Consider the following 23719-nt stretch of genomic DNA (forward strand, 5'->3'; position numbering starts at 1 on the left):
CCGCCATGAACGTCGACTCACGCACCGCCGTCGGCTCACCGGCTCGCCGCGGGCCCGGGAGGCGCGAATGGTAGCCGTCGCCGTCTCACTCTCGCGGGTCGCAGCCGCGCTGTTTCTGGTCGTCCTGAACGGCTTCTTCGTCGCCTCGGAGTTCGCGTTCGTCAGGATCCGTGCCACCTCGGTCGAACAGCTGGTCGAGGAGGGGCAGGCGGGCGCGGAGACGCTCGGGGAGGTGATGACGAACCTCGACGACTACCTCGCGGCGACCCAGCTCGGGATCACGCTCGCGTCGCTCGGTCTCGGGTGGATCGGCGAGCCGGCGGTCGCGGCGCTCATCGAGCCGGTCCTCGGCCCGCTCCTGCCGGAGGGGTTGGTCCACCTCGTCGCGTTCGCGGTCGGGTTCTCGTTCATCACCTTCCTCCACGTCGTCTTCGGCGAACTGGCGCCGAAGACGATCGCGATCGCGCAGGCGGAGCGGATCTCGCTGTTGCTCGCGCCGCCGATGAAGCTGGCGTACCTGATCTTCTCGCCCGGCATCGCGGTGTTCAACGGCACCGCGAACGCCTTCACGAGCCTGATCGGGGTCCCGCCCGCCTCCGAGAGCGACGAGACCCTCGAAGAGCGCGAGATCCGTCGCGTGCTGGCCCGCGCCGGCGAGGCCGGGCACGTCGACGAGTCCGAGGTGGCGATGATCGAGGGGGTCTTCGAGCTCGACGACACCGCGGCCCGCGAGCTGATGGTTCCGCGTCCCGACGTGGTCTCGCTGCCGGCGGACGCGTCGCTGGCGGCGATTCGCGAGACGATCTTTGAGGCCGGCCACACGCGGTATCCCGTCGTCGACCGCGACGACGCCGACCGCGTCGTCGGCTTCGTGGACGCGAAGGACGTGCTGCGCGCGACCGCCGAGGGCGACGACGGCGCCACCGCGGGCGGCCTCGCCCGAGAGATCCTCGTCGTCCCGGAGACGACGAGCGCGAGCGACCTCCTCGTCCAGTTCCGCGACGAGCGCCGACAGGTGGCGGCGGTGATCGACGAGTGGGGCGCCTTCGAGGGGATCGCGACGGTCGAAGACGTCGCCGAGGCGCTCGTCGGCGACCTCCGCGACGAGTTCGACGTGGCCGACGACCGCCACACGATCCGGCGGACCGGTGACGGGGCGCACGAGGCCGACGGGTCGGTCGCCCTCTCCGACGTCAACGACGCGCTGGGGACCGACCTCAGCGGCGACGGCTACGAGACGCTCGGCGGGTTCGTCCTCGACCGGATCGGGCGCTCGCCCGAAATCGGCGACGTCGCCGCAGCGGCGGGATTCTCCTTCGAAGTCACCGCCGTCGACGGCGCGCGCATCTCGACGGTCCGGGTGGAGCGACGCGACGATGAGGAGGATGCGGACGCCGCGACCGGCGCGGACCCGGACGACGACGCCGCGTAACGACGTGACACACGCCGCAGGGCGACGCGACACACGCCGCGAGACGGCGTTCCGGGAACGGCCGAGACGACGCGAGCGTTTTTCACGCGCGGCCGCGACCATGGCCGTATGTTCGAACGGATCTGCGTGCCCACCGACGGCAGCGACGCGGCCGCGGCGGCCTTCGACCACATCCTCGCGATCGCCGCCGACCACGGCGCGACGGTCCAGGTGCTCCACGTCGCGGACACCACCCGCGACAGCGTGACGCGGATCGGCGGCGACGTGGTCGACGTGTTAGAGCGTGAGGGGGAATCGATTGTCGAGGAGGCGGCCGCCCGCGCCGCCGACCGCGGCGTCGACGCGGAGACGGCGGTCCGGCAGGGTGGGGTCCCGGAGACGGTCACCGCGTACGCCGAGGAGGTCGACGCCGACCTCGTCGCGATGTCGACGCGGGGGCGGCAGGGGGTCGAACACCTCGTCGGGAGTACCACCGAGCGCGTCGTCCGCCAGTCGCCGGTACCGGTGTTGGCCCTCCGTCCGGGCGACGAAACGGTCCCGTACCCGTACGAGGACATTCTGGTGCCGACCGACGGGAGCCCCGCAGCGACCGCCGCGCTCGACCGAGCCCTGCCGGTCGCGGAGCGAGCGGGCGCGACCGTCCACGTCCTCTCGGTCGTCGACACCGGCGACGTGGGCATCGGAGACCACGTCGACACCCTCTCCGAGTACGCCGACGACGCGGTCGCCGAGGGCGTCGAGCGCGTCGAGGCCGCCGGACTGGACGCGGTCGGCGCGGTCGAGGTCGCCACCTCCGCCGCCCGCGGGATCCGGGCGTACGTCGACGACCCCGGGGTCGACCTCGTGGCGATGGGGACCCACGGCCGGACCGGCGTGGGGCAATACCTGCTGGGGAGCGTCGCCGAACGGACCCTGCGGAGCGCGCCCGTTCCGGTGTTGACGGTCCCGGTTCCCGACGAGGACTGATCCGGGCGCTCGGGTCCGTTTCGGTCGCCTCTGCGCCGGATTTCGGGGGCGCGTCTGACGCCGCGGTAGGTTTACGGGCCTTCCACGCGATACAGATCGCATGAAAGTGTTGGTAGCCGGGGGGACCGGCTTTATCGGCTCGCACCTCTGTCGCGCGCTCGCGGACGACGGTCACGCGGTGACCGCGCTCTCTCGCTCGCCCGACGGGACGGCGGACGGGGTGACGGGCGCCAGCGGAGACGTGACCGACTACGACTCGATCGCGTCGACCGTCGACGGCCACGACGCGGTCGTGAACTTGGTCGCGCTCTCGCCCCTGTTCGAACCCGAGGGCGGCAACCGTATGCACGACCGGATCCACCGCGGCGGCACGGAGAACCTCGTCCGCGCCGCCGAGGACGGCGGCGTCGACGGGTTCGTCCAGCTGAGCGCGCTCGGCGCGAACCCGAACGGCGATACGGCCTACATCCGCGCCAAGGGCGAGGCGGAGGAAATCGTCCGCGACAGCGACCTCGACTGGACAATCTTCCGCCCCTCCGTCGTCTTCGGCGAGGGCGGCGAGTTCGTCTCGTTCACCAAGCGCCTGAAGGGGATGTTCGCGCCGGGCGTCCCGCTGTACCCCCTCCCGGGCGGCGGGAAGACCCGGTTCCAGCCGATCCACGTGGAGGACCTCGTCCCGATGATCGCCGCCGCGGTGACCGACGACGAGCACGTCGGCGAGACCTACGAGATCGGCGGCCCGGAGGTGCTCACGCTCCGGCAGGTCACGGACCTCGTCTACGACGCCGAAAAGAAGGGCGTCACGATCGTCCCGCTCCCCATGCCGCTCGCGAAGGTCGGGCTCTCCGTGTTGGGCGCGGTCCCCGGGTTCCCGATGGGGCCGGACCAGTATCGGTCGCTGAAGTTCGACAACACGACCGCCGACAGCGACGTCGGCGCGTTCGGCGTCGACGCCGCGGACCTGACCACGCTCGGGGAGCACCTCGGGGTCAGATGACGCGGAGCGCGAACATGTCAACTGTCATAATCTCAACGCTGGTAACGCCAACCGAAGGCTTATATACGAGATCACGCTCTGTTCAGTTCAAACGCGGAGGGAGCACACGATGAAACTCGCAATGATCGGATTCGGCCAGGCGGGAGGTAAAGTAGTTGACAAGTTCTTGGAGTACGACAAGCGGACGGGCTCCGAGATCGTTCGAGCGGCCGCCGCCGTCAACACGGCGAAGGCGGACCTCATGGGGCTCGAACACATCTCCGAGGACCAGCGCGTCCTCATCGGCCAGTCGCGCGTGAAGGGCCACGGCGTCGGCGCGGACAACGAGCTCGGCGCGGAGATCGCGGAGGAGGACATCGACGAGGTTCAGGGCGCGATCGACTCGATCCCGGTCCACGAGGTCGACGCGTTCCTCGTCGTCGCCGGTCTCGGCGGCGGGACGGGCTCCGGCGGCGCACCGGTGCTCGCGAAGCACCTCAAGCGGATCTACACCGAGCCCGTCTACGGGCTCGGCATCCTGCCGGGCAGCGACGAGGGTGGTATCTACACCCTCAACGCGGCCCGGTCGTTCCAGACGTTCGTCCGCGAGGTGGACAACCTCATGGTGTTCGACAACGACGCCTGGCGGAAGACGGGCGAGTCCGTTCAGGGCGGCTACGAGGAGATCAACGAGGAGATCGTCCGTCGGTTCGGCATCCTCTTCGGCGCCGGCGAGATCCAGCAGGGCCAGGAGGTCGCCGAGAGCGTTGTCGACTCCTCCGAGATCATCAACACGCTCTCGGGCGGCGGCGTCTCCACGGTCGGCTACGCGGAGGAGGAGGTCGAGGAGCGCTCCTCGGGCGGCCTGCTCTCGCGGCTGCGCGACGACGGCGACGACGACGAGCTCGACAGCGCGCACACCACGAACCGGATCACCAGCCTCGTCCGCAAGGCGGCGCTCGGCCGGCTCACGCTCCCCTGCGAGATCGAGGGCGCGGAGCGCGCGCTGCTCGTGCTCGCGGGTCCGCCCGAGTACCTCAACCGGAAGGGCATCGAGCGCGGGCGGAAGTGGCTCGAAGAGCAGACCGGTTCGATGGAGGTCCGCGGCGGGGACTACCCGTACCGCGGCGCCGGCTTCGTCGCGACCGTCATCCTGCTCGCGGGGGTCACGAACGTCCCGCGGATCAAGGAGCTCCAGCAGGTCGCCATCGAGGCGCAGGACAACTTAGACGAGATCCGCGAGGAGAGCGACGACAACCTCGACGAGCTCGTCAGCGACGACAGCGACGAGCTGGAATCCCTGTTCTGAGGCGCGCCGCTCCCCGCGATGGAGGTCATCGTTCCCTTTTCGACCGACCGCCCGAAGTCGCGGCTCTCTAGCGTTCTTGCCCCCGAGGAGCGCGTGGCATTTGCGCGGGCGATGCTCGACGACGTGCTCGACGCCGTCGCCGCCGCCGGCGGTGAGCCGCGCGTGCTGGCGACCGACGCGGTCGACCTCGACCGGCCGGTCACCGTCGACGACCGCCCGCTGACGGACGCGGTCAACGGGGCGCTCGACACGCGACTGGGAGCCGACGACGAGTCCGACGGCCCGCCCGAGCCAACCGCCGTCGTGATGGCGGACCTCGCGCTCGCCACGCCGGCGACGCTCGACCGGCTCTTCGCGGCCGGCCGCGACGCCGACGTGGCCGTCGCCCCGGGTCGCGGCGGCGGCACGAACGCGTTCGTCGCCTCCCACCCCGAGTTCCGCGTGGACTACCACGGCGCGTCGTACCTCGACCACCGCGAGATCGCGGCCGCGGTCGGCGCGGCGTTCGAGACGGTCGATTCGCACCGGCTCGGCACCGACGTCGACGAGCCGGCCGATCTCGCGGAGGTCCTGATCCACGGCGAGGGGCGCGCGGCGACGTGGCTCCGCGAGGCCGGCTTCGCGCTCGACGCGTCCGAGGGTCGCGTGAGCGTCGTCCGAGAGTGAGCGCCGTCGAAATTGGTCGTGCGACCGAAGGGGGCGCCAACGTAACCACTCGCGGTGTCGCCGGGGGATCCGCAACCGCGATCCTTTTTAAACATCGACCGCGAGTGACGCCCGTGTTCGCCGGGGCCGACGAGTACGGGGTCGATGTCGCGGTCGACGAGCGGGCGGTCGAGCGACTGCTCTCCGTCAGCCCGGGCGACGTCGACGCGGCCGACCGGCTCACCTTCGCGCGCAACGTCTTCATTCCCCTCACCACCGCGTGTCGGTACACCTGTACGTACTGTACCTACTACGACGCGCCCGGGGAGGCGTCGCTGCTGTCGCCCGAGGAGGTGCGCGAGCAGTGCCGCGTCGGCGCCGACGCGGGCTGTACGGAGGCGCTGTTTACCTTCGGCGACGAGCCGGACGACCGGTACACCGAGGTCCACGAGACGCTCGCCGAGTGGGGGTTCGACTCGATCCACGAGTACCTCCACCGGGCCTGCGAGATCGCCTTGGAGGAGGGGCTGCTCCCGCACTCGAACCCCGGCGACCTGACGGAGTCGCAGTTCGCCGCCCTCCGCGAGGTGAACGCGTCCATGGGCGTCATGCTGGAGACGACCGCCGACGTGGACGCGCACAGCGGCGGGCGACGGAAGACGCCCGGCCAGCGGCTCAACACGATCCGCGCTGCGGGTCGACAGAGGGTCCCGTTCACGACCGGCATCTTGGTCGGGATCGGCGAGGACTGGCGCGACCGTGCCGAGAGCCTGCTCGCGATCCGTAAGCTCCACGAGCGACACGGCCACGTCCAGGAGGTGATAGTACAGAACGTCGTCCCCAACGAGCGTTCGGACTTCCCGAAGCCCGACCTCGCGACGATGCGCCGCGTCGTCGCGATGGCGCGCGCGGCGCTCCCGCCGGAGGTGTCCGTTCAGGTACCGCCGAACCTCTCGCCGGCGGCGGACCTCGTCGACTGCGGGATCGACGACCTCGGCGGCGTCTCGCCGGTGACGGACGACTACATCAACCCGGCGTACGAGTGGCCCGACCTCCGCGGGCTCGAGGCGGTCGCCGACGCCGGCGGCGTCCCGCTCCGCGAGCGGCTCCCGACGTACGCCCGCTACCTCCCGGACGACGTTCGCCCCGCGGGCGTCGAGCCGGCGCCCGAACCGGACGGTCGCGAGGCGTGGATCCCGCCCGCGGTCCGCGAGCGGATCGCGGCGGACGACGTCCACGGTCGACGGCTGCGCGCGGTCGCCCGCGGCGACGGACCGCTCGCGGTACGGAGCGACTGACGCGGTCTCCCGCCGGCGACCGCTGCCCCGTGCGAGCGACCGGTTTCCCACGCGGCCGTCCGTCCACCGGACGTAAACAACCGCGCCGCCAGTAGCTTCTTTATATATCCTCGTGAAAGGGCGGGTGATGCTTCTCTTACAGCTCGACGCGGTCACAACCGCGGTCGACGTCGCGGCGATAGCGACCTCGGTGGTCGGGTTCGTCGCCGGGTTCCTGGCCGTGCTGCTGCTCGGCAAGTACGTCGTCATTCCGGGGCTCCGACGGATCGTCAGGTCGCGCGGCTTCGACGAGGCGGTTGTGAGCCTCGGGACGAACGTGCTCAACGCCGTGGTCTGGGTGGCGGCGATCGCCATCGGCTTCGCCGTCGCCGGCTACGGCGGCTTCCTCTCGGCGTTCGCGGTGTTCGGCGGCGCCATCGCGCTCGCGGTCGGCTTCGCGGCGCAGGACCTCCTCGGCAACTTCGTCGCCGGCGTGTTCATCCTGAAGGACAAGCCGTTCGAGGTCGGCGACTGGATACAGTGGGGCGACATGTCCGGCCGCGTCGAGGAGATCGATCTCCGCGTCTCGCGGGTCCGGACCTTCGACAACGAACTGGTCACCGTCCCGAACGGTGATCTCGCGAACAGCGCGGTGACGAACCCCGTCGCCTACGACACGCTCCGCCAGAAGTTCGTCTTCGGGATCGGCTACGACGACGACATCGAGACGGCGACCGACATCATCGTCGAGAAGGCCGAGGCCCACGAGGAGATCCTCGACGACCCGGGCGTCTCAGTCCGGCTCGTCGAGCTCGGCGACTCCGCCGTCGGGCTCCAGTCGCGCTGGTGGATCGCGGACCCCGACCGCGGCGACTTCGTCCGCGTGCGCTCCGAGTACGTCACCGCGGTGAAGGAGGCGTTCGACGACGCCGGGATTGACATGCCGTACGTCCACCGGCAGCTCACCGGCAGCGTCGAAGTGATCGAGGACGTCGCCGACGAGTAGGCTCCCGATCCGCCCGCGGCCCTATCCGACCTCTTCCTCCACCTCGCCCGCGTCGGGGCGGTACTGCCGGCTGACGGCCTGCCACCGGTTCGACCGGAACCGGTAGCCGTTCAGTCCGGCGGGGACGAGCTTCTCCGCGACCAGCGCCGCGTAGAGGCCGCCGACGCCGAGCGGCGTGACGAGCCCGACCAGCGCGACGGGAAGCGCGAAGACGTACAGTCCCACCATCGACGCGAGGAAGGGCCAGCGCGTGTCGCCCGCGCCGCGGAGCGACCCCGTGATCGAGCCGTCGACGCCGAGTGGCACCGCGCTCACCGCGGCGGCGACGATGAACGCCGCGGTCGCGCTCACCGCGGCCGGATCGTCGACGAACACGCCGGCGATCGGGCCGGCGGCGGCGATCACCGCGGCCGACGCGAGGACGTAGACGACCGCCGACAGCGCGATCACGTCGCGGCCGTACGCGGTCGCGAGCGACTCCTCGCCCGCGCCGAGCCGCTGGCCGACGAGCGTGCTCGCGGCGATCGAGAACCCCCAGCTGAAGCTGCCGAGCAGCGCTCTGACCCGGCGGCCGACCTCCAGTGCGGCGACCGTCGCGGAGCCGAACGACGACGCGATCCACAGGAGCGGGAAGACCACGATCCCCTCGGCGACGCGCCGCGCGATGAGCGGCGCGGAGACGCGGAGCAGCTGCCGGGTCAGTCCGCGGTCGAACCACGGCCCGGAGCGCCCGACCGGGACCGGCGAGGCGCCGCGGCCGAAGTACGACCGCCCGGACATCCCCCACGCGAGGACGAGCCCGACGGCGGCGATGGAGACCGCGGTACCGAGCCCGGCGCCGAACACGCCCATGCCGGCCCCGAGGACGAGCCACGTCGTGAGGAGGACGTTCAACAGCGCGCCGCCGGCTCGCGCGACCATCGGAGTGACCGTGTCGCCGACGCCGGCGTACGTCCGGCTCGCGATCATGTTGAAGAACTCGAAGGCGAGCGCGGGCGCCGTGACGACGAGGTAGGTCGTCCCGGCGGACAGCGCCGCGCCGTCGCCGCCCACGAGCGCGACCAGTCGCTCCGCGCCGAGGACGTACCCCGCGACGATCGGCGCGACGAGCAGCGCGGCCACGATCAGCGACTGCTTGACGACGAGCCCCGCCCGCCCGCGCTCGTCGCCGCCGTAGTTCTGCGAGACGAGCGAGACGGTGCCGCCGGCGAGCCCGATGGAGACGAACTTCGCGAGCTGCCAGAACGCGAACGCGTACCCGAGCCCGGCGACCGCGGAGACGCCGACCGCGTAGCCGATCACTGCGAGGTCGACGGTGTTCTTCGACATGATCGCGAACCCAGTCACGATCCGGGGCCACGCGAGCCCCATCGTCTCGTCGAGCCGCGACCGGTCGATGACGCCGGCCCGGTCGAGCGCGCCCGCCACCGCCTCCGCGACGCGAGCGACGATCCGCCGGAGCCGGGAGAACATGGAACTATCGTAGGGGCCGGGCGGGTTTGTGTCTGTCCGTCGCGGGTGGGGACGCGGTCGGAGCGCAACCGTTTTCACCGACTCGCGGCCGATGATTACGCATGAATATCACTAAGTGGCGAACATACCTCGTCACCGCGGTGAGCCGGTCCGCGGGGCGGTCGACCCCCGAGGTCGTCGCGGCCGCGCTCGCCGGCGGCGTCGATGTCGTCCAGCTCAGAGACAAGGCGGCCACCGACCGCGAGCGGTACGAGACGGGGCTCCGGCTCCGGGAGCTGACCGCGGCGGCCGGCGTCCCCCTGCTCGTGAACGACCGGATCGACCTCGCCGCCGCGATAGACGCGGACGGGGTTCACCTCGGGCAGACGGACCTCCCGGTGTCGGTCGCCCGCGAGCGGCTGGGAGAAGGCGCCGTCGTCGGCGTGTCGGCCTCGACGGTGGAGCAGGCGCGCGAGGCCGAGGCCGCTGGGGCCGACTACCTTGGCGTCGGCGCCGTCTACGGCACCGACTCGAAGGACGTCTCCGGCGACCGCGACGGGATCGGGACGGAGCGGATCGCCGCGGTCGCCGACGCGGTCGACCTCCCGGTGATCGGGATCGGCGGCGTCGACGCGGGGAACGCCGCGCCGGTGGTCGAGGCGGGGGCGACCGGCGTGGCGGCGCTGTCGGCTATCACGGCCGCCGAGGACCCGGAAGCGGCGACCGCGGCGCTGCGGGCGGCGGTCACGGAGTGAGTCGACCCGCTCAGTCCTCGCGCTCGAACTCGGGCGCGAACAGCCGCGCGGACATGGGGGCGGGGTCGCCCTCGGTGACGTTGTACGCGGAGAAGTCTGTCACGCCCGCCTCGCGGAGCAGGTCCTCGTCGTAGAAGCTGTTGCCCGTACACTCAGCGGGGTCGCGCGCGAGGATCTCGAGGACGGCGTCGGAGACGACCTCGGGGGTGCGCCAGTCGTCCTCCGTCCCGAGCCCGAAGTAGCGCGTCGCGCGGGTGTCGATCGTCGTCACCGGCCAGAAGGTGTTACAGCCCACGTCGTCGCTCGCCAGCTCCTCGGCGAGCGAGAGCGTGATGAACGACATGCCGAGCTTCGACCACGCGTACGGCGCCTTCCCCGGTGAGCGGTCGGTCACGATCGGCGGCGAGTTCGACAGCAGCCACGCCTCGTCGAGCCCCGCGAGGTGGTCGGCGAACGCGTGCGCAACGAGGTGGGTCCCGCGGACGTTCACGTCGGTCAGGAGGTCGAACCGGTCGGCCGGGAGGTCCGCGACGTTCGCCAGCTGGATCGCGCTCGCGTTGTTGATGACGATGTCGACCTCGCCGAAGCGGTCGATCGCCTCCTCGACGACCGCCTCGACGCGGTCCTCGTCGCGGAGGTCGAGTTCGAGCGCGAGCGCCTCCGGCCCGCGCTCGCGCACCTCCCGGGCCGTCTGCTCGATCGACCCCGCCAGCTCGGAGTCGTCGTCGTCCGTCGTCTTGCCGGTCGAGACGACGTTACAGCCGCGGTCAGCGAGCGCGAGCGCGATCTGTTTGCCGATGCCGCGCGTCGTTCCGGTGATGAACGCCGTCGAGTCCGAGAGATCGGGGTCCGCGAGTGCCATACCCCCCGTTCGACCGACCGCGTGTTAAACCACGGCGTAATCGGTCCCGCCCGCCGACACCAGTCGACCGCCGGCGTCAGTCGAACGCCGCGTCGCTAATGCCCGAACCGCGCCTCGCTAGTCGTCCAGCGAGGCGACGGCGGTGCGCTCCGCGCCGATCCGACGGTCGAGGAAGTCGTCGAGCAGTTCCAGCGAGCGGATCTTCTGGTCGATGTCGCCCGAGCCGTGGCCCTCCTCGCCGAGCTCCTCGTACTCGTAGTCGTCGCCCTCCTCGAAGCCGGCCTCGTCGAGCGCGTCGCGGAGGATCCGCGCCTGCGAGACGGGCACCCGCGGGTCGTTGACACCGTGGACGATTAGGAGGGGCGCGCCGACGTTCTCGACGTAGTTCACCGGGCTGCGCTCCCGGTAGGTCGCCTCGTTCTCGTCCGGCTCGCCGAGGTTCTTCACCATGAGCTCCGTCCGGAAGTGGGGCATGGTGTTCTCGTACATGTCGAACAGGTCGCTCACGCCGACCCACGCGATCCCGGCGGCGTACAGGTCCGGGTACTGGACCATCTGCCAGTTGGCGGAGTAGCCGCCGTAGGAGCCGCCGTAGACGGCGACGCGGTCCTCGTCGAGCCAATCGTACTCGTCGAGGACGTGCTCGGCGCCCGTCGCCACGTCGCCCTGCTCGGCGCCGCCCCAGTCGTCGTACAGCTCCTCGACGAACTCGCGGCCGCGCCCCGTGGAGCCGCGGTAGTTCACCTGAAGCACGGAGTAGCCGCGCGAGAGCAGGAACTGGACGCGGTAGCTGAACCGCCGCATGTCGTGGTGTCGCGGCCCCCCGTGCGGATTGACGACCAGTGGCGAGGGTCGGCGACCGGAGTCGAACAGCAGCCCCTCGATCTCGAACTCCTCGTAGGGGTCGTGGTCGACCGCCCGCGCCGGCGTCTCGGGGACCCCGTCGGAGACGAACGAGACCGTCTCGGGCTCGACGAAGTCGTCGGGGTCGAACGGGCCGTACTCCGCGTCGAACACCGTCTCGGCGTCGTCGGTGGCGAGATCGTACGCCACCAGCTCCGGCCGCCGGCTCGACGTGGTCCGGTACGCGAGGAGGCGGTCGTCGGCCAGCCGGCCCTCAGTGACGCTCGCGACGCCCGCGGGGAAGTCGAGTTCTTCGCTCTCGCCCGTGTCGGCGTCGTAGACGACCGGCACCGTCACCGCCCCGCGCGTCCGGCTCACGACGAACCGGTCGCCGCCCTCGAGGAAGTGGCTCGGCGACTCCTCGAACTCGCCCTCGCCGAACCACGTCACCGTCGCGTCCTCGACGCCGTCGGCGAGGTCGACGATCCCGGCCCGCCCGAGGTCGGTGGTGTTGTCGACGACGAGCAGGCGGTCACCGTCAGGACCCCAGTCCGCCGGCGCGGCCTCGGCGCCGACATCGCCGATCTCCAGGTTCACGGCGTTCGACCCGTCGCCGTCGGCGACGTACACGTCGCTGTTCTCGTAGGCGTCGGTCTCGTTCGTGGTGTACGCGATCCGGTCGCCGTCGGGGGAGAGTTCGCCGGCTGCGACCGCACGCTCGTAGTCGGTGAGCTTCGTCGTCTCGGCGGTCGACACGTCGTGGCGGTAGAGGTTCATCTGCCCGTCGCGGCTGGAGCCGAGCAGGAGCGTCTCGCCGTCCTCGCCCACGTCGTGGAGCCGGATCTGGCCGTCCATCTCGACGACGGGCTCGCTCTCGCCGTCGAGCGACATCGCCCACACGTCGTGCTGCTCGTCGCCGCCCTCGTCGCGGTGATAGAAGAGCCGGTCGCCGCTCGGGTCCCACTCGAAGCCGGCGCGGACGGAGCGCGGCACGTCGCCGTCGCTGAGCTGCTCCAACGAGCCGTCGGCGGGGTTGAGGAGGTGAAGCTCGTTGCGGCCGGTGACGTCGTAGTAGAGGGCGACCGTCTCGCCGTCCGGGGACACGCGCGGGCTCGCGATCGTCGGCAGCGAGGCGAGTTCGCGCAGTACGTCGGTCTCGTCTGTGTCAGACATCCGTGAAGTAACGGTGGCGGAACCCTATTCAACGTTTCCCGTCCCCGAGCCCGCGCCGCGTCCGAGCCCGGCCGACAGGCCCATGCGACGGGAACTCGTAACGGAGCTAACCCATGGCTCCCGGCGAGGACGCGCCGCTTCCGAGGGCTCCCGGCCCGGATGCGGTTCGGTCGATCTCTCGGTCCGACGACGCTCCCGACGAGCCGGGCACCGTCGTCTGGCACCGAGACGATCTGCGGATCGCGGACAACCCCGCGCTCGCGGCAGCCGCGGCGGACGCCGACCGGATCCTCCCGCTGTTCGTCTTCGACCCCGGCTTCTACGACGAGCGCGGCGCAGCCTGCGACGCCCGGATCGAGTTCCTTCACGACTGCCTGCGGGACCTCGACCGCCAGTACCGCGACGTGGGCGGGGCGGGGCTGACGTACGGCCACGGCGACCCGCTGGACGTGCTCGCCCGGTTCGTCGACGCCGGCTGGGAGGTCGTCGCGAGCGCGACGGCGAGCGGGCGGTACGGCCGCCGGCGCGACGAGCGCGCCCGCGAGCGGCTCGGCGTCCGCTTCGTCGCGGGCGACGGGCTCGTCCGCGACGCGGACCGACCCCGCGAGGACTGGAGCGACCGCGTCGAGTCCTGGTTCGCCGCCGACCCGTTCGACTGGGACCCCCGGTCGGTCGCGGTCGAGCGCGTCGAGACGGGCGTCAGCCCGGACCGCGTGAGCGACGCCTACGGAGTCGCCCCGACGAAGACGCGCGTCCCGACGGGCGGACGCGGTTCGGCGAAAGATCGACTCCGCGCGTTCGCGGAGCGGATCGCCGAGTATCCGGGATCGATATCCTCGCCGGTCGACGCCCGCGAGGGGACGAGCGGCCTCTCGGCGTACCTCCGGTTCGGCTGCCTGTCGGTCCGCGAGGTCCACCGCCACGTCGACGAGCGCGCGCCGGACGGGCGCGGGAAGTCGATGTACGTCTCGCGGCTGTTCTGGAACCGCCACTACACGCAGAAGCTGCTCGACTGGCCGGGGTGGCTCGACCGCGCAGTGAACCCGGTGTACGAGGGGTTCAACGGCGACCGCCACGATCCGGACCTCGTCGCGGCGTGGAAGCGCGGCGAGACGGGGTTCCCCATGGTCGACGCGAGCATGCGCTGCCTGCGCGAGACGGGGTGGCTGAACTTCCGGATGCGGGCGCTGTGCGCGTCGTTCTACTTTCACATCCTCCAACAGCCGTGGCGGATCGGCGCCGACCACTTCTACGAGCACCTGATCGACGGCGACCCCGCGATCAACTACACCCAGTGGCAGTCGCAGTGCGGGCTGGTCGGCCGCCCGGGACTGCGCTTGTACGATCCCCGCAAGCAGGTCCGCGATCAGGACCCCGACGGCGAGTTCGTCGGGCGGTGGGTCCCCGAGCTCGACCCGCTCCCCGCCGCGCACCTCGACGCCCCCGAGAAGACGCCGCTCGCGGTCCAGCGCGAGGTCGGGATCGAGATCGGCGAGGCGTACCCGTATCCCGTCGTCGACTACGAGGCGGCCCGGGAGGAGTTCCGCGAGCGCTACGGCGCGGTCCACGGCGCGGCCGCGGCCCGCCTCGGCGACGAAGAGATCGCGCGACGCGCGTCGCTGTCGGGGGGTGTCGGGGCCGCGCGGTCGATCGCGGCCGACCACGGCGAGCTGGCCGAGGCGGACGGGGACGACGCCGACGCGACCTCGCAGACCGGCCTCGACGAGTTCGGGTGAACGCGAGAGGCGAGTCGGCGGTGGAAAGGTTCATACGGCCGTGAGCCGTATTGTGACGCATGAACCAAAACGTCGGTGCGATGGACAAGCGCGTCAGGACTGCGGTCGGTGCCGTCGCCGGTGCCGCCTCGTTAGCCACCCTCGCGGGCTCCGGGCCCCTCCCCGCGGTCGCGGCCCCGGTGCTCGGCGTCGTCGCCCTCGCGATGCTCGCGACCGCCGCGACCGGGACCTGCGGCCTCTACTCCGTGCTCGGCGTCGACACCTGCCCCGCCGACGCCGGCGGACCGCGCTGAGCCGCCGTCGCGGCCGGATCCGGAATTCGGCCGGTAACACCCTTTCGAAACCGGTTTTCTCCCTCGTTCGACGGCAGTCTCAAGTGCGCGGAATGCGTATATATGGCATGATCGACAGTGACCGGAATCGACGGCGTCTCGCGGCGGAGCACGCTCCCGCGCCAACCCGGGTGACCGACGCGTGAGCGACGACCCGACCGCGCTGGTCATCGGCGGCGGCGCGACGGGAACGGGCATCGCTCGGGACCTCGCCATGCGCGGCGTCGACGCGACGCTCGTCGACCGCGGCGGCCTGGGTAGCGGCACCTCCGGTCGGTCGCACGGCCTCCTCCACAGCGGGGCCCGCTACGCGGAGGCCGACGCCGAGGGGGCCGAGGAGTGTATCGTCGAGAACCGGACGCTCCGCGATATCGCCGGGGCGTGCGTCCGCGAAACGGGCGGCCTGTTCGTCCGGCTCGACGGCGACGACCCCGACTACTTCGAGGAGAAGATCGCGGCCTGCGAGGCGATCGGCATCGAGACCGAACGGCTCGACGGCGACGCCGCCAGCGAGGCGGTGCCGGGCCTCGCCGACGAGGTCCAAGAGGCGTTCCGCGTGCCCGACGGCGTCATCTATCCGTCCCGGTTGGTTGCCGCCAACGCCGCTGACGCCGAGCGCCGCGGCGCGACCGTTCACCCGCACGCGCCGGTCGAGGACGTGACGGTCCGCGACGGCGCGGTCGAGTCCGTCCGCGTCGGCGGCGCGGTCGATGCGACCCTGACCCCGGACATCGTCGTCAACGCCACCGGTGCGTGGGCCGACTCGATCGCCGAGATGGCCGGCGTCGAGGTCGGAATGGCCCCGAGCCGGGGCGTGATGGTCTCGGTGGAGTACGACGGAGCGCCGCCCGTGCTGAACCGGTGTCGCGACCCCGACGACGGTGACATCGTCGTGCCCCACGACGGCGAGGTCGTGCTGGGGACGACGAGCGTGCCGGTCTCTGACCCCGACGACTACGAGACGGAAGACTGGGAGATCGAGCGCTCCGTCGAGGAGTGCGCCGCGATGCTCCCCGCGGTCGCCGACGCGCCGACGGTCCGGACGTGGTGGGGCGTCCGCCCCCTCTACTCGCCCGACGAGGCGGGGTCGGACCGCCGCGGGATCTCGCGCGGGTTCACGCTGCTCGACCACGACCGCGACGGCGCGGCCGGGCTGTACAGCGTCGTGGGCGGCAAGCTGACCACCTACCGCCAGATGGCCGAGACGACCGTCGACGAGGTCTGCGACCGCCTCGGCGTCGACGCCGCCTGCGAGACGGCGACGGAGCCGCTGGCCCACGCCGACGATCCGGACCGACTGGACGAGCTGGTCGAGGCGTACGGCGGCGCGAACCCCACCGACGCGGACGTGGTCGACGCGCCGGCGGACGACTGATCCACGCCGGAGGTAGTCCCCGACGCCGCACGGGTTCGAGGCTGAACCGCGGGATTGAGGCGGCGGGCGCGCGTCCGATCGGTATGCCAGTCGCGACGGTCGGCGAGACGGCGACGCACGAAGTAACGATCACCGAGGAGACGATCGAGGCGTTCGCGGCCCTCTCGGGCGACGAGAACCCGATCCACCTCGACGACGAGTACGCCGCCGACACGATGTTCGGCGGCCGCGTCGCGCACGGAATCATCTCGGCCGCGGTCGTCTCCGCGGCGCTCGCGCGGCTCTCCGGCGACATCGTCTACCTCTCGCAGGAACTGTCGTTCGAGAAGCCGGTGTACCCGGGGGAGACGGTCGAAGCGAGCGTCAGCGTCATCGACGACATCGGCGGCGACCGGGTCGCGGTCGAGACGACCGCGACCGTCCCCGAGCGCGACGAGCGCGTCCTCTCCGGCGAGGCGACGGTGCTGTCCGTCCCGCACGGAGACAGCGACTGACCGACGGAGGCGGCGCTCGGCCGAGCCATTTTGTAAATGACGACGCGTCGAAGCGGTGGCCCGTGCCTCCGAGCGGGCGCCGGAGGCGGCCGCGAGGAGTGCGCGAGGGAGTCGCGAACGCCCGGAGGGCGTGAGCGACGAGGCTGGGGAGGCGTGAGGTGCTGTGCGGGGCGGGAACTCAAAGGGGCAGCCGCGACGTAACAGTGTAAGTAATCGAATCGTTCGTCTCGGACGGAACCGCACAGAGATCAGTCGAGCCCCCTGTCTTGCGAGTTCTGGAGAACCGTGAGACGCTCCGCTGTTTACAAGCGGTCAGCCTCGCCACCGGATCACTGTCGCGGACCACGTGTACCCCGTCCCGGCCGCGAGCAGGCAGCCGAGGTCGCCCGGTTCGAGGCGCTCGGTCTCGACGCCACGCTCCAGCGCGAGCGCCTGGTCGACGCTCTGGACGTGGCCGAACTCGTCGAGGTAGTAGCCGTCGCTCCCCGGATCGAGGCCGAGCTCGTCGAGGACCCGCTCGTGGAACGACCGCTTCATATGGGTGAGCGCGACGAAGTCGAGGTCGTCGCGGTCGAGCCCGGACCGTTCGAGGGCCGTGTCGGCGACCGAGAGGTACGCGGGCAGCGAGACGGGCCCGAGCCGCTCTTTCATCCCGTCCGGGTCGGGCACGTCGAGGGTGTGAAGCCCCTCGCGCACGGTCTCCTCGCTCGGCGGGCGCTTCGACCCGCCCGCCGGCATCACCACGTCGCCGGCGAACGAGCCGTCGGTCTGGGCCGCGCTGGCGCGGACGGTCGCTCGCGCTCGACCGTCGAAGCGATCGGCCTCGTCGTTGACCGATCCGCCGTCGGTCGCCTCGACGACGAACGCGCTCGCGCCGCTGCCGAAGTTGAACATGAAGGAGCTGTCCTCGTTGCCGTAGTCGACGAGGTCCTCCTCGCGGCTCGCGGCGACGAGCAGCGCGGTGTCGATCGGCTCGGTCTCCAGCTGGGCGGTCACCTGTCGGAGCGCGATCGGCGCGCCCGCACACAGCGTGTAGCTCTCGGTCGCGTACGCGTTCGTCGCCCCGAGTCGGTCGGTGATCGCCGCCGCGGCCGACCAGACGACGTGGTCCTTGTACTCGGATCCGTGGTAGACGACCACGTCGAGGTCGGCCGGATCGACGTCGGCGTCCGCGAGCGCGCGCTCGGCGGCCGTCACCGACATGTCGGTCGCGTGGTCGTCGTCCGGCGGACAGACGTGCTTCTCACGGACGCCCATCTTCTCGACGACGACCTCCTCCGGGATGCCGCTCTCGGCCGCGATGGCCTCGCCGGTGATCGTCTCGTCCGGGACGTACGTCCCCAGTCCGGTGATCGAGACGGTCATCCGTCTCCTCCGCGCCGCGTTCGGTCCGGTTCGCCGCGCCGCGTTCGGTTCGCTCCGTCGTATCGCGTGATATCGGTCATGTGTCGTGTGTCTACGTCGCGGTCCGTCGCGGGACGTGCGACGGAGGCCGCGGAGCCGCGGGCCCGCGACGCTACCGGAGGTAGCGCCGCAGGTGGTCCGGGAGCCGCTTCCCGACGGTGCCGCCGAGCCGGTCGCGTAGCGTCCCGAGGATGCCGTTCGGGACGAACAGCACGAACAGCACGAAGATGATCCCGAGGTACAGCGGGGCGCGCCCGTCGACCGCGGTGTTGACGAACAGCTCCACGCTGATCCCGAACAGATCCGCTTCGAGGACGCTCGCCGGGAGCTCCTCGCGCAGCAGCGTCGCGATCCCGCCGCTCTCGGTCGAGAGCACGTCCTCTAACCCCTGCGTGAACAGGGTCCCGTACACCGGCCCCGCGAGGGTGCCGAACCCGCCGACGATCGTCGTGATCAGCGCGTCGGCGGTGACGAGGAAGTAGAACGTCCCGTCGGGCGCGACGGAGCGCGAGTAGGCGGCGAAAATCCCGCCGGCGACCGCGCCGAAGAAGCCGCTGATGGCGAACGCGGCCAGCTTGAACCGGTAGGTCGCGTAGCCGACGGCCCGGGCGCGCTCCTCGTTCTCGCGGATCGCGATCATCACGCGCCCGAACGGCGAGTGGATGATCCGCTGCATCGCGAAGTAGCAGACGACCACTACGATCCCGAGCGCGTAGTACGAGACCACGGTCGCCGACAGGTCGATCCCGAGGCCGAGCAGGTTCTCGACGCTCTCGCCCGTGAGCCGCCCCACGTCGAGGCTCAGCGCGTCGACGAAGGGGACGCCGATGGCGAGCGCGTCGCCGCTCACCGTCGCGCCCTCGGTCGGGTTCGTCGAGACGTACCCCCACGAGCGGATCAGCTCGTAGATCACCTGCGCGAACCCGAGCGTGATCATCGCGAAGTAGACGCCCGTGAGCCGGAACGACACCGACCCGATGACGAGCGCGAGCAGGCCGGCCACCACCGCGCCGAGCAGGAGCGTGATCATGAACGGCGTCCCGCCCGGGACCCCCGGCACCTGCCCGTTCGCGGCGAGGACGACGAAGTAGCCGCCGGTCCCGAAGAAGGCGGCGTGCCCGAACGAGAGGTAGCCGGTGTAGCCGCTGACGAAGTCGAAGCTCATCGCGAACAGCCCCATGTACAGCACCACGACCATGAACGTGATCGCGGGGAGGAACGTCTCCGCGAGCGGCGCCGCCGGCGTCGCGAGCAGCGCCTCGTAGCCGAGCGGATACAGCAGGAACCCGACGATCACGGCCGCGTGAACCGCGTGGTCTCGCAGGTACTCGCGGAGGCCGCCGGTTGCCTTCGACGGCGGAACCGGATCCGTCTCGTCGACGGGAGCGTCCGATTCGTCGACGTGAGCGCCGGAACCGCCGACCGGTGCGCCCGCGTCGCCGACCGACCCGTCGGAGTCCGCCGGGGCGTCCGCGTCGACACCGGAGTCGGGGTCGCTAATGGCCTCCCACCTCCTCGACGCCGTAGAGCCCCTGCGGGCGGAGTATCAGCATCACCACGAGCAGGAGGAAGATGGTCACCTCGGAGAGGCCGGGGAAAGTGACGATCCCGGTGGTGAACAACCACGTCGTCACCGAGTCGGCGATCCCGACGATGCCCGCCGCGACGAGCGTCCCGGTGAAGCTCCCGAGCCCGCCGATGATCACGACGACGAACGCGTACAGCAGCACGTCGATGCTCAGGAGGACGCTGGGGCCCCAGATCGGGTCCCACATCAGCAGGACGCCGCCGACCGCGGCGAGGCCGGTCCCGACGCCGAAGACGACGGTGAACGCCTGCCGCACGTCGACGCCGAGCGCCTGGACCATCTCGGTGTCCTCGCTGCCGGCCCGGATGTAGAGGCCGTACAGCGTCTTCGTCAGGAACGCCCAGACGGCGACGGCGACGACCGCGCCGATAGCGACCTCGAAGAGGTACAGCCGCCTGACGCCGACGCCGAGCAGCTCGGTCCGCCCGAGCAGCACGTCGGGCGCGGTGCCCATCGGCGCCTGCCACTGCGGGTTCGGCTGGATCCCCCGGAGCGTCAAGACGATCCGGGCGACCTCCTCGATGATGAGCGAGACGCCGAAGGTCAACAGGATCTGGTAGGTAGGCGTCCGGTCGTAGATCGGCCGGATGAGCGTCACCTCCATCGCGCTGCCGGCCGCGGTGGTGACCGCGAACACGAGCGCCAGCGCGACGAAGAAGACGAGGATCGTCGCGACCGTCCCGGTGTTCGCCCCGACGAACAGGACGAGCACCAAGCCGCCGAGGTACGCGCCGACCATCGCGATCGCGCCGTGCGCGAAGTTGAGCACGCCCATCAGCCCGAAGACAAGCGTCAGGCCGACCGCGATGGTGAAGTACACCGCGCCCTTGCCGATCCCCTCGGCGAGCACGCGAGTGGCCGTCTGGAGGCCGTCGACCGCGCCGCCGGTCGCGAGCAGCGCGCCCGGGTCGACGAGCGGGGCGACCTGCGCGGCGGTCCCCGCGAGCGGTCCGAGGCTCATGCGGTCAGGTACCTCCGGATCCGTTCGTCCTCGCTCGTGACGCCGGCGGTCTCTCCCTCCTCGACCACGACGCCGTGGTCGATGAGGTAGAAGCGGTCGGCCAGATCCATCGCCAGCCGGAAGTTCTGCTCGACGAGGACCATCGTCGTGTCCGCGGAGGCCGCGCGCAGCGCCTCCACCACGTCCTCGACGATCTGTGGCGCGAGCCCCTCGCTCGGCTCGTCGACGAGCAGCAGGTCGTTGTCGCCGAGCATCCCTCGGGCGATCGCGAGCATCTGCTGTTGCCCGCCGCTCAGGTCGCCCGCCTCCTTGTCGGCGAAGCGGTCGAGCGCCGGGAACAGCTCGTACGCCCCCGCGATCCGAGCGCCGGGATCGGCGGCCGAGTGGGCGGCGACGCGGAGGTTCTCCTCGACCGTGAGATGCGAGAATACGCGTCGTTCCTCCGGCACCCACCCCATGCCGCGGGCGGCGATCTCGTGGGGCTCCATCCCCGTCACGTCCGTCCCGTCGAACCGGACCGTCCCCTCGCGGGGCGGCGTGAGCCCGAGCGCGGTGCGGAGCGTGGTCGTCTTCCCGACGCCGTTCCGGCCGACGAGGGCGACGATCTCGCCCGCCTCGACCGACAGCGACAACCCCTGAAGGATGTGGCTCTCGCCGTAGTAGGTGTGGACGCCGTCGAGTTCGAGCGTCGTCACCGCGACTCACCCCCGGCGCGCACGCGTCGGCCGCCGTCGGCGGCCGCGTCGCCGTCCGAGCGCCCTCCCTCGTCGGCGGAGCGCTCTCGTCCGTCGGCGGATCCCTCGCGGCCGTACCCGCCGAGGTACGCCTCCTGAACGTCCTCGTCGCCGCGAACGTCCTCGGGCGGCCCGTCGGCGATCAGCTCGCCGCGGTGGAGGACGGCGATACGGTCGGAGATGTCCATCACCACCTCCATGTTGTGTTCGATGAGCATCACCGAGTGATCCTCGGCCACGTCCTCGATCAGCGCGACGACCTCGTCGACGCCCTCGCTCGACACGCCGGCGGTCGGCTCGTCGAGCAGGAGCAGATCCGGGTCGCCGGCGAGCGCGACCCCGATCTCGAGGCTACGCTTCTCGCCGTGACTCAGGTTCTGCGTGACGGTCTCGGCCTCCTCGGCCAGCCCGATCCGTTCGAGGATCGCGGTCGCCTCCGCGTAGTGGTCCTCGAAGTCGGTCACGTTGCGCCACAGCTTCCACGAGTCGTTCCCGCGGCTCGCCTGCGCGGCGACGCGGACGTTCTCCAGCACCGACAGCGTCGGGAAGAGGTTCGTGATCTGGTACGACCGGTGGATCCCCGCGAGCGCCGTCTCGTCCGGCGAGGCCGTCGTGATGTCGATCGCGGAGCCGGTCCCGTCGGCACCGGCGGAGGCCGCCCCCGCGTCTCTGCCGCCCGATGGGGCGAACCGGATGCTCCCGTCGGAGGGCTCCAACACGCCCGTGAGCAGGTTGAAGAACGTCGTCTTCCCCGCGCCGTTTGGGCCGATGATCGAGCAGAGCTCGCCGGTCTCCAACGCGAAGTCGACGCCGTCGACGGCGGTGATGCCGCCGAAGCGCTTCGTGAGCCCCTCGGTCTCCAGCAGCATTACAGCGAGCAGCTCGCGTCCTCTTCGGGGACCATCACGTCCTCGGCGTCGAGCCGTTCGAGGGGCTGGCCGGGCATGATCGGCGCGCCCCAGGTGTCGGCGTACTCGTCGCTGGTCGGGACCGGCCACGCGACCGTCATCTGCGAGGCGGCCTGGTTGTTGTGTTCCTGGAAGGTGTACCCGTCCGCGCCCTTCGGCGTTTCAGCGACGGTCATGCCGCGCAGCGCCTCGGCGATGTCGGCGCCGTCCGTGGAGCCGGTCTCCGAGACGGCCTGCGAGAGCGCCGAGGCGGCGGTGAACGTCCCGGCGCTGAACAGGTCCGGCACGATGCCGTACGCGTCGATGTGTAGCTGCCGGAACTCCTCGTTGATCGAGTTCTCGTACTGGTTCCAGTGGTACCGGCTGGTGAACGGTCCGAGCCCGGCGTCCTTGATATCCTGCTCGGTGAAGCCCTCGCCCAGCGCCGACTCGATGGTCCCGCCGATGAGTTGCGTCGTCAGCAGGGCGGCGAACCCGCCGAACACCTGGACGTCGTAGGAGATCGCGGAGGTGAGGAACTGCGGCAGCGTGGACGCGGTGAAGCCGCCGACGACGCCCGTCGCGCCGTCCGACATCGCCTGTTCGAAGAGCCCGTCGAACTCGGAGTACCCGACCTCGACGAAGCGGGGTTCCAAGACCTCCACCCCGTTGTTCTCCAATACCTGAGTGTAGTTTTCCGCGACGCTCTGCCCGAACGCGTTGTCGGACGCGAACACCGCGACCGTGTCGATGTCGAAGTTCTCGGCGACGTACGTGCCGCCCGCCCGCGCGTCCATCGCGGTGTGCTCGCTCGCGCGGAACGCCATCGGGTGACAGAACTCGTCGCTCACCGTGATGCCGGCGTCGGCCGCCGGCCCGATCAGGTAGGGGATGTCCGTCTCGTCGACGACGGTGTTGATGAGCCGGCGCGCGCTGTCGGAGGAGGTCCCGCCGAACAGGATGTCGACCTCCTCTTCCAAGACGAGGTCGGTCGCGACGCTCTGGGCCGTATCCGGACTGAAGCCGGTGTCCTCGACGATGATCTCGTAGGTCGGGCCGCCATCGGGCTCGACCGTGTACGTGCCCGGCGTCGCCTCCTCGACGGGGTCGAGGTCGTGCTTGTACGCCAACCCGGAGTAGAACCCGCGGAGGCTGATCTGCCCGTAGTACTTGAGGTCGCCGGAGGTCGGCTGGAGCGCCCCGATCCGGACCGTCTCGCCGGAGAGGTCGCCGCCGTCTCCGCCGTCGCCCCCGCCCGAGCCGTCGCCCCCGTCCGAGCCGTCCCCGCCGTCGGAGCCATCTCCCCCGTCTCCGCCGGAACAGCCGGCCAGCCCGGTGATTCCGGCCGCGCCGACCGCGGCGCCGGTTCGTCGCAGATACGCTCGCCGTGTGTGTTCGTCTCGCATACAGTGTTCGACACCGGACACCACCATGAAGGGCCGAGTTAAGATGTTAACAGACCGCGGGGTGTCGAGAGAATACGCCGAAAACGGGCGCCGAAACCGCGGTTTC

The 23719-nt window shown here is 71.0% G+C and carries 21 protein-coding genes; 12 read left to right on the forward strand and 9 right to left on the reverse strand.

Annotated features, from left to right (window positions below; all coding sequences use genetic code 11):
- The first annotated feature begins 67 nt into the window (after positions 1–67).
- From EXE47_RS06630 to EXE47_RS06660, 7 genes are all read left to right on the forward strand, one after another.
- Positions 68–1432 carry a hemolysin family protein gene (locus EXE47_RS06630; protein ID WP_049932931.1) on the forward strand — a complete coding sequence of 455 codons (1365 nt, stop codon included), beginning with the start codon at positions 68–70 and terminating at the stop codon, positions 1430–1432.
- 108 nt (positions 1433–1540) lie between these two features.
- Entirely contained in the window at positions 1541–2398 is an 858-nt protein-coding gene (locus EXE47_RS06635; protein WP_089308740.1) for a universal stress protein, read from the forward strand.
- 100 nt (positions 2399–2498) lie between these two features.
- On the forward strand, positions 2499–3395 hold the full coding sequence (locus tag EXE47_RS06640; protein ID WP_089308741.1) for a complex I NDUFA9 subunit family protein: 897 nt from the start codon (positions 2499–2501) through the stop codon (positions 3393–3395).
- Between the two features lie 109 nt (positions 3396–3504).
- Positions 3505–4683 carry a tubulin/FtsZ family protein gene (locus tag EXE47_RS06645; protein ID WP_176450647.1) on the forward strand — a complete coding sequence of 393 codons (1179 nt, stop codon included), beginning with the start codon at positions 3505–3507 and terminating at the stop codon, positions 4681–4683.
- Positions 4684–4701: 18 nt separating this feature from the next.
- On the forward strand, positions 4702–5349 hold the full coding sequence (gene cofC, locus EXE47_RS06650; RefSeq protein ID WP_089308743.1) for a 2-phospho-L-lactate guanylyltransferase: 648 nt from the start codon (positions 4702–4704) through the stop codon (positions 5347–5349).
- Between the two features lie 113 nt (positions 5350–5462).
- Positions 5463–6626, forward strand: coding sequence for a 7,8-didemethyl-8-hydroxy-5-deazariboflavin synthase subunit CofG (gene cofG / locus EXE47_RS06655; protein ID WP_049932936.1), 1164 nt, complete (start codon positions 5463–5465; stop codon positions 6624–6626).
- Between the two features lie 127 nt (positions 6627–6753).
- Entirely contained in the window at positions 6754–7611 is an 858-nt protein-coding gene (locus tag EXE47_RS06660) for a mechanosensitive ion channel family protein (RefSeq protein ID WP_089308744.1), read from the forward strand.
- Between the two features lie 21 nt (positions 7612–7632).
- Here EXE47_RS06660 and EXE47_RS06665 read toward each other — a convergent pair whose 3' ends face one another.
- Positions 7633–9084 carry an MATE family efflux transporter gene (locus EXE47_RS06665; protein WP_089308745.1) on the reverse strand — a complete coding sequence of 484 codons (1452 nt, stop codon included), beginning with the start codon at positions 9082–9084 and terminating at the stop codon, positions 7633–7635.
- A 101-nt stretch (positions 9085–9185) separates the two neighbouring features.
- Here EXE47_RS06665 and thiE point away from each other — a divergent pair, with 101 nt between their 5' ends.
- Positions 9186–9818 (forward strand): thiamine phosphate synthase, encoded by a 633-nt coding sequence (gene thiE, locus EXE47_RS06670; protein WP_049932939.1) that lies wholly within the window; start codon positions 9186–9188, stop codon positions 9816–9818.
- A gap of 10 nt (positions 9819–9828) precedes the next feature.
- On the opposite strand, the gene EXE47_RS06675 is transcribed toward thiE, so the two are convergent.
- Together EXE47_RS06675 and EXE47_RS06680 are read right to left on the reverse strand one after the other, a co-directional pair.
- The gene (locus EXE47_RS06675; RefSeq protein WP_049932940.1) at positions 9829–10680 is read right to left on the reverse strand and encodes an NAD(P)-dependent oxidoreductase; all 852 of its coding nucleotides are present in this window, start codon (positions 10678–10680) and stop codon (positions 9829–9831) included.
- A 117-nt stretch (positions 10681–10797) separates the two neighbouring features.
- Positions 10798–12696, reverse strand: a complete 1899-nt coding sequence (locus EXE47_RS06680) for a prolyl oligopeptidase family serine peptidase (RefSeq protein WP_089308746.1) — start codon at positions 12694–12696, stop codon at positions 10798–10800.
- A gap of 113 nt (positions 12697–12809) precedes the next feature.
- Between EXE47_RS06680 and EXE47_RS06685 the strand changes: the two genes are divergently transcribed.
- The 4 genes from EXE47_RS06685 to EXE47_RS06700 all read left to right on the forward strand — a co-directional run bounded on the left by EXE47_RS06685 (position 12810) and on the right by EXE47_RS06700 (position 16633).
- Positions 12810–14432 (forward strand): cryptochrome/deoxyribodipyrimidine photo-lyase family protein, encoded by a 1623-nt coding sequence (locus tag EXE47_RS06685; protein ID WP_089308747.1) that lies wholly within the window; start codon positions 12810–12812, stop codon positions 14430–14432.
- A 59-nt stretch (positions 14433–14491) separates the two neighbouring features.
- Positions 14492–14725, forward strand: coding sequence for a YgaP-like transmembrane domain (locus tag EXE47_RS06690; protein ID WP_049932943.1), 234 nt, complete (start codon positions 14492–14494; stop codon positions 14723–14725).
- 181 nt (positions 14726–14906) lie between these two features.
- Positions 14907–16139, forward strand: a complete 1233-nt coding sequence (locus EXE47_RS06695; protein WP_089308748.1) for an FAD-dependent oxidoreductase — start codon at positions 14907–14909, stop codon at positions 16137–16139.
- An 83-nt stretch (positions 16140–16222) separates the two neighbouring features.
- Positions 16223–16633 carry a MaoC family dehydratase gene (locus EXE47_RS06700; protein WP_089308749.1) on the forward strand — a complete coding sequence of 137 codons (411 nt, stop codon included), beginning with the start codon at positions 16223–16225 and terminating at the stop codon, positions 16631–16633.
- Positions 16634–16945: 312 nt separating this feature from the next.
- On the opposite strand, the gene EXE47_RS06705 is transcribed toward EXE47_RS06700, so the two are convergent.
- From EXE47_RS06705 to EXE47_RS06730, 6 genes are all read right to left on the reverse strand, one after another.
- A complete protein-coding gene (locus EXE47_RS06705; RefSeq protein ID WP_089308750.1) occupies positions 16946–17998 on the reverse strand; it encodes a 3-oxoacyl-ACP synthase in 1053 nt (350 codons plus the stop codon).
- 151 nt (positions 17999–18149) lie between these two features.
- Entirely contained in the window at positions 18150–19334 is a 1185-nt protein-coding gene (locus EXE47_RS06710; protein ID WP_089308751.1) for a branched-chain amino acid ABC transporter permease, read from the reverse strand.
- A gap of 199 nt (positions 19335–19533) precedes the next feature.
- Positions 19534–20586, reverse strand: coding sequence for a branched-chain amino acid ABC transporter permease (locus EXE47_RS06715; RefSeq protein ID WP_137708100.1), 1053 nt, complete (start codon positions 20584–20586; stop codon positions 19534–19536).
- Positions 20583–21281, reverse strand: coding sequence for an ABC transporter ATP-binding protein (locus EXE47_RS06720; protein ID WP_049932949.1), 699 nt, complete (start codon positions 21279–21281; stop codon positions 20583–20585). The genes EXE47_RS06715 and EXE47_RS06720 overlap by 4 nt, the downstream gene beginning before the upstream one ends.
- A complete protein-coding gene (locus tag EXE47_RS06725) occupies positions 21278–22189 on the reverse strand; it encodes an ABC transporter ATP-binding protein (protein WP_049932950.1) in 912 nt (303 codons plus the stop codon). Before EXE47_RS06725 ends, EXE47_RS06720 begins: the two co-directional genes overlap by 4 nt.
- Positions 22189–23613, reverse strand: a complete 1425-nt coding sequence (locus tag EXE47_RS06730; protein ID WP_089308752.1) for an ABC transporter substrate-binding protein — start codon at positions 23611–23613, stop codon at positions 22189–22191. Before EXE47_RS06730 ends, EXE47_RS06725 begins: the two co-directional genes overlap by 1 nt.
- Positions 23614–23719 lie beyond the last annotated feature (106 nt).

It is taken from the genome of Halorubrum sp. GN12_10-3_MGM, assembly GCF_005435235.1.
Lineage (GTDB): Archaea > Halobacteriota > Halobacteria > Halobacteriales > Haloferacaceae > Halorubrum > Halorubrum ezzemoulense.

Excerpts from the sequence above, each read along its gene's own strand:
- EXE47_RS06660 (WP_089308744.1), top strand. The coding sequence starts at position 6,754 with ATGCTTCTCTTACAGCTCGACGCGGTCACAACCGCGGTCGACGTCGCG.
- EXE47_RS06640 (WP_089308741.1), top strand. The coding sequence starts at position 2,499 with ATGAAAGTGTTGGTAGCCGGGGGGACCGGCTTTATCGGCTCGCACCTC.
- thiE (WP_049932939.1), top strand. The coding sequence starts at position 9,186 with ATGAATATCACTAAGTGGCGAACATACCTCGTCACCGCGGTGAGCCGG.
- EXE47_RS06700 (WP_089308749.1), top strand. The coding sequence starts at position 16,223 with ATGCCAGTCGCGACGGTCGGCGAGACGGCGACGCACGAAGTAACGATC.
- EXE47_RS06725 (WP_049932950.1), bottom strand. The coding sequence starts at position 22,189 with ATGCTGCTGGAGACCGAGGGGCTCACGAAGCGCTTCGGCGGCATCACC.
- EXE47_RS06705 (WP_089308750.1), bottom strand. The coding sequence starts at position 17,998 with ATGACCGTCTCGATCACCGGACTGGGGACGTACGTCCCGGACGAGACG.
- EXE47_RS06730 (WP_089308752.1), bottom strand. The coding sequence starts at position 23,613 with ATGCGAGACGAACACACACGGCGAGCGTATCTGCGACGAACCGGCGCC.
- EXE47_RS06630 (WP_049932931.1), top strand. The coding sequence starts at position 68 with ATGGTAGCCGTCGCCGTCTCACTCTCGCGGGTCGCAGCCGCGCTGTTT.
- EXE47_RS06685 (WP_089308747.1), top strand. The coding sequence starts at position 12,810 with ATGGCTCCCGGCGAGGACGCGCCGCTTCCGAGGGCTCCCGGCCCGGAT.
- cofC (WP_089308743.1), top strand. The coding sequence starts at position 4,702 with ATGGAGGTCATCGTTCCCTTTTCGACCGACCGCCCGAAGTCGCGGCTC.
- EXE47_RS06690 (WP_049932943.1), top strand. The coding sequence starts at position 14,492 with ATGAACCAAAACGTCGGTGCGATGGACAAGCGCGTCAGGACTGCGGTC.
- EXE47_RS06665 (WP_089308745.1), bottom strand. The coding sequence starts at position 9,084 with ATGTTCTCCCGGCTCCGGCGGATCGTCGCTCGCGTCGCGGAGGCGGTG.
- EXE47_RS06635 (WP_089308740.1), top strand. The coding sequence starts at position 1,541 with ATGTTCGAACGGATCTGCGTGCCCACCGACGGCAGCGACGCGGCCGCG.
- EXE47_RS06680 (WP_089308746.1), bottom strand. The coding sequence starts at position 12,696 with ATGTCTGACACAGACGAGACCGACGTACTGCGCGAACTCGCCTCGCTG.
- EXE47_RS06675 (WP_049932940.1), bottom strand. The coding sequence starts at position 10,680 with ATGGCACTCGCGGACCCCGATCTCTCGGACTCGACGGCGTTCATCACC.
- EXE47_RS06715 (WP_137708100.1), bottom strand. The coding sequence starts at position 20,586 with ATGAGCCTCGGACCGCTCGCGGGGACCGCCGCGCAGGTCGCCCCGCTC.
- EXE47_RS06645 (WP_176450647.1), top strand. The coding sequence starts at position 3,505 with ATGAAACTCGCAATGATCGGATTCGGCCAGGCGGGAGGTAAAGTAGTT.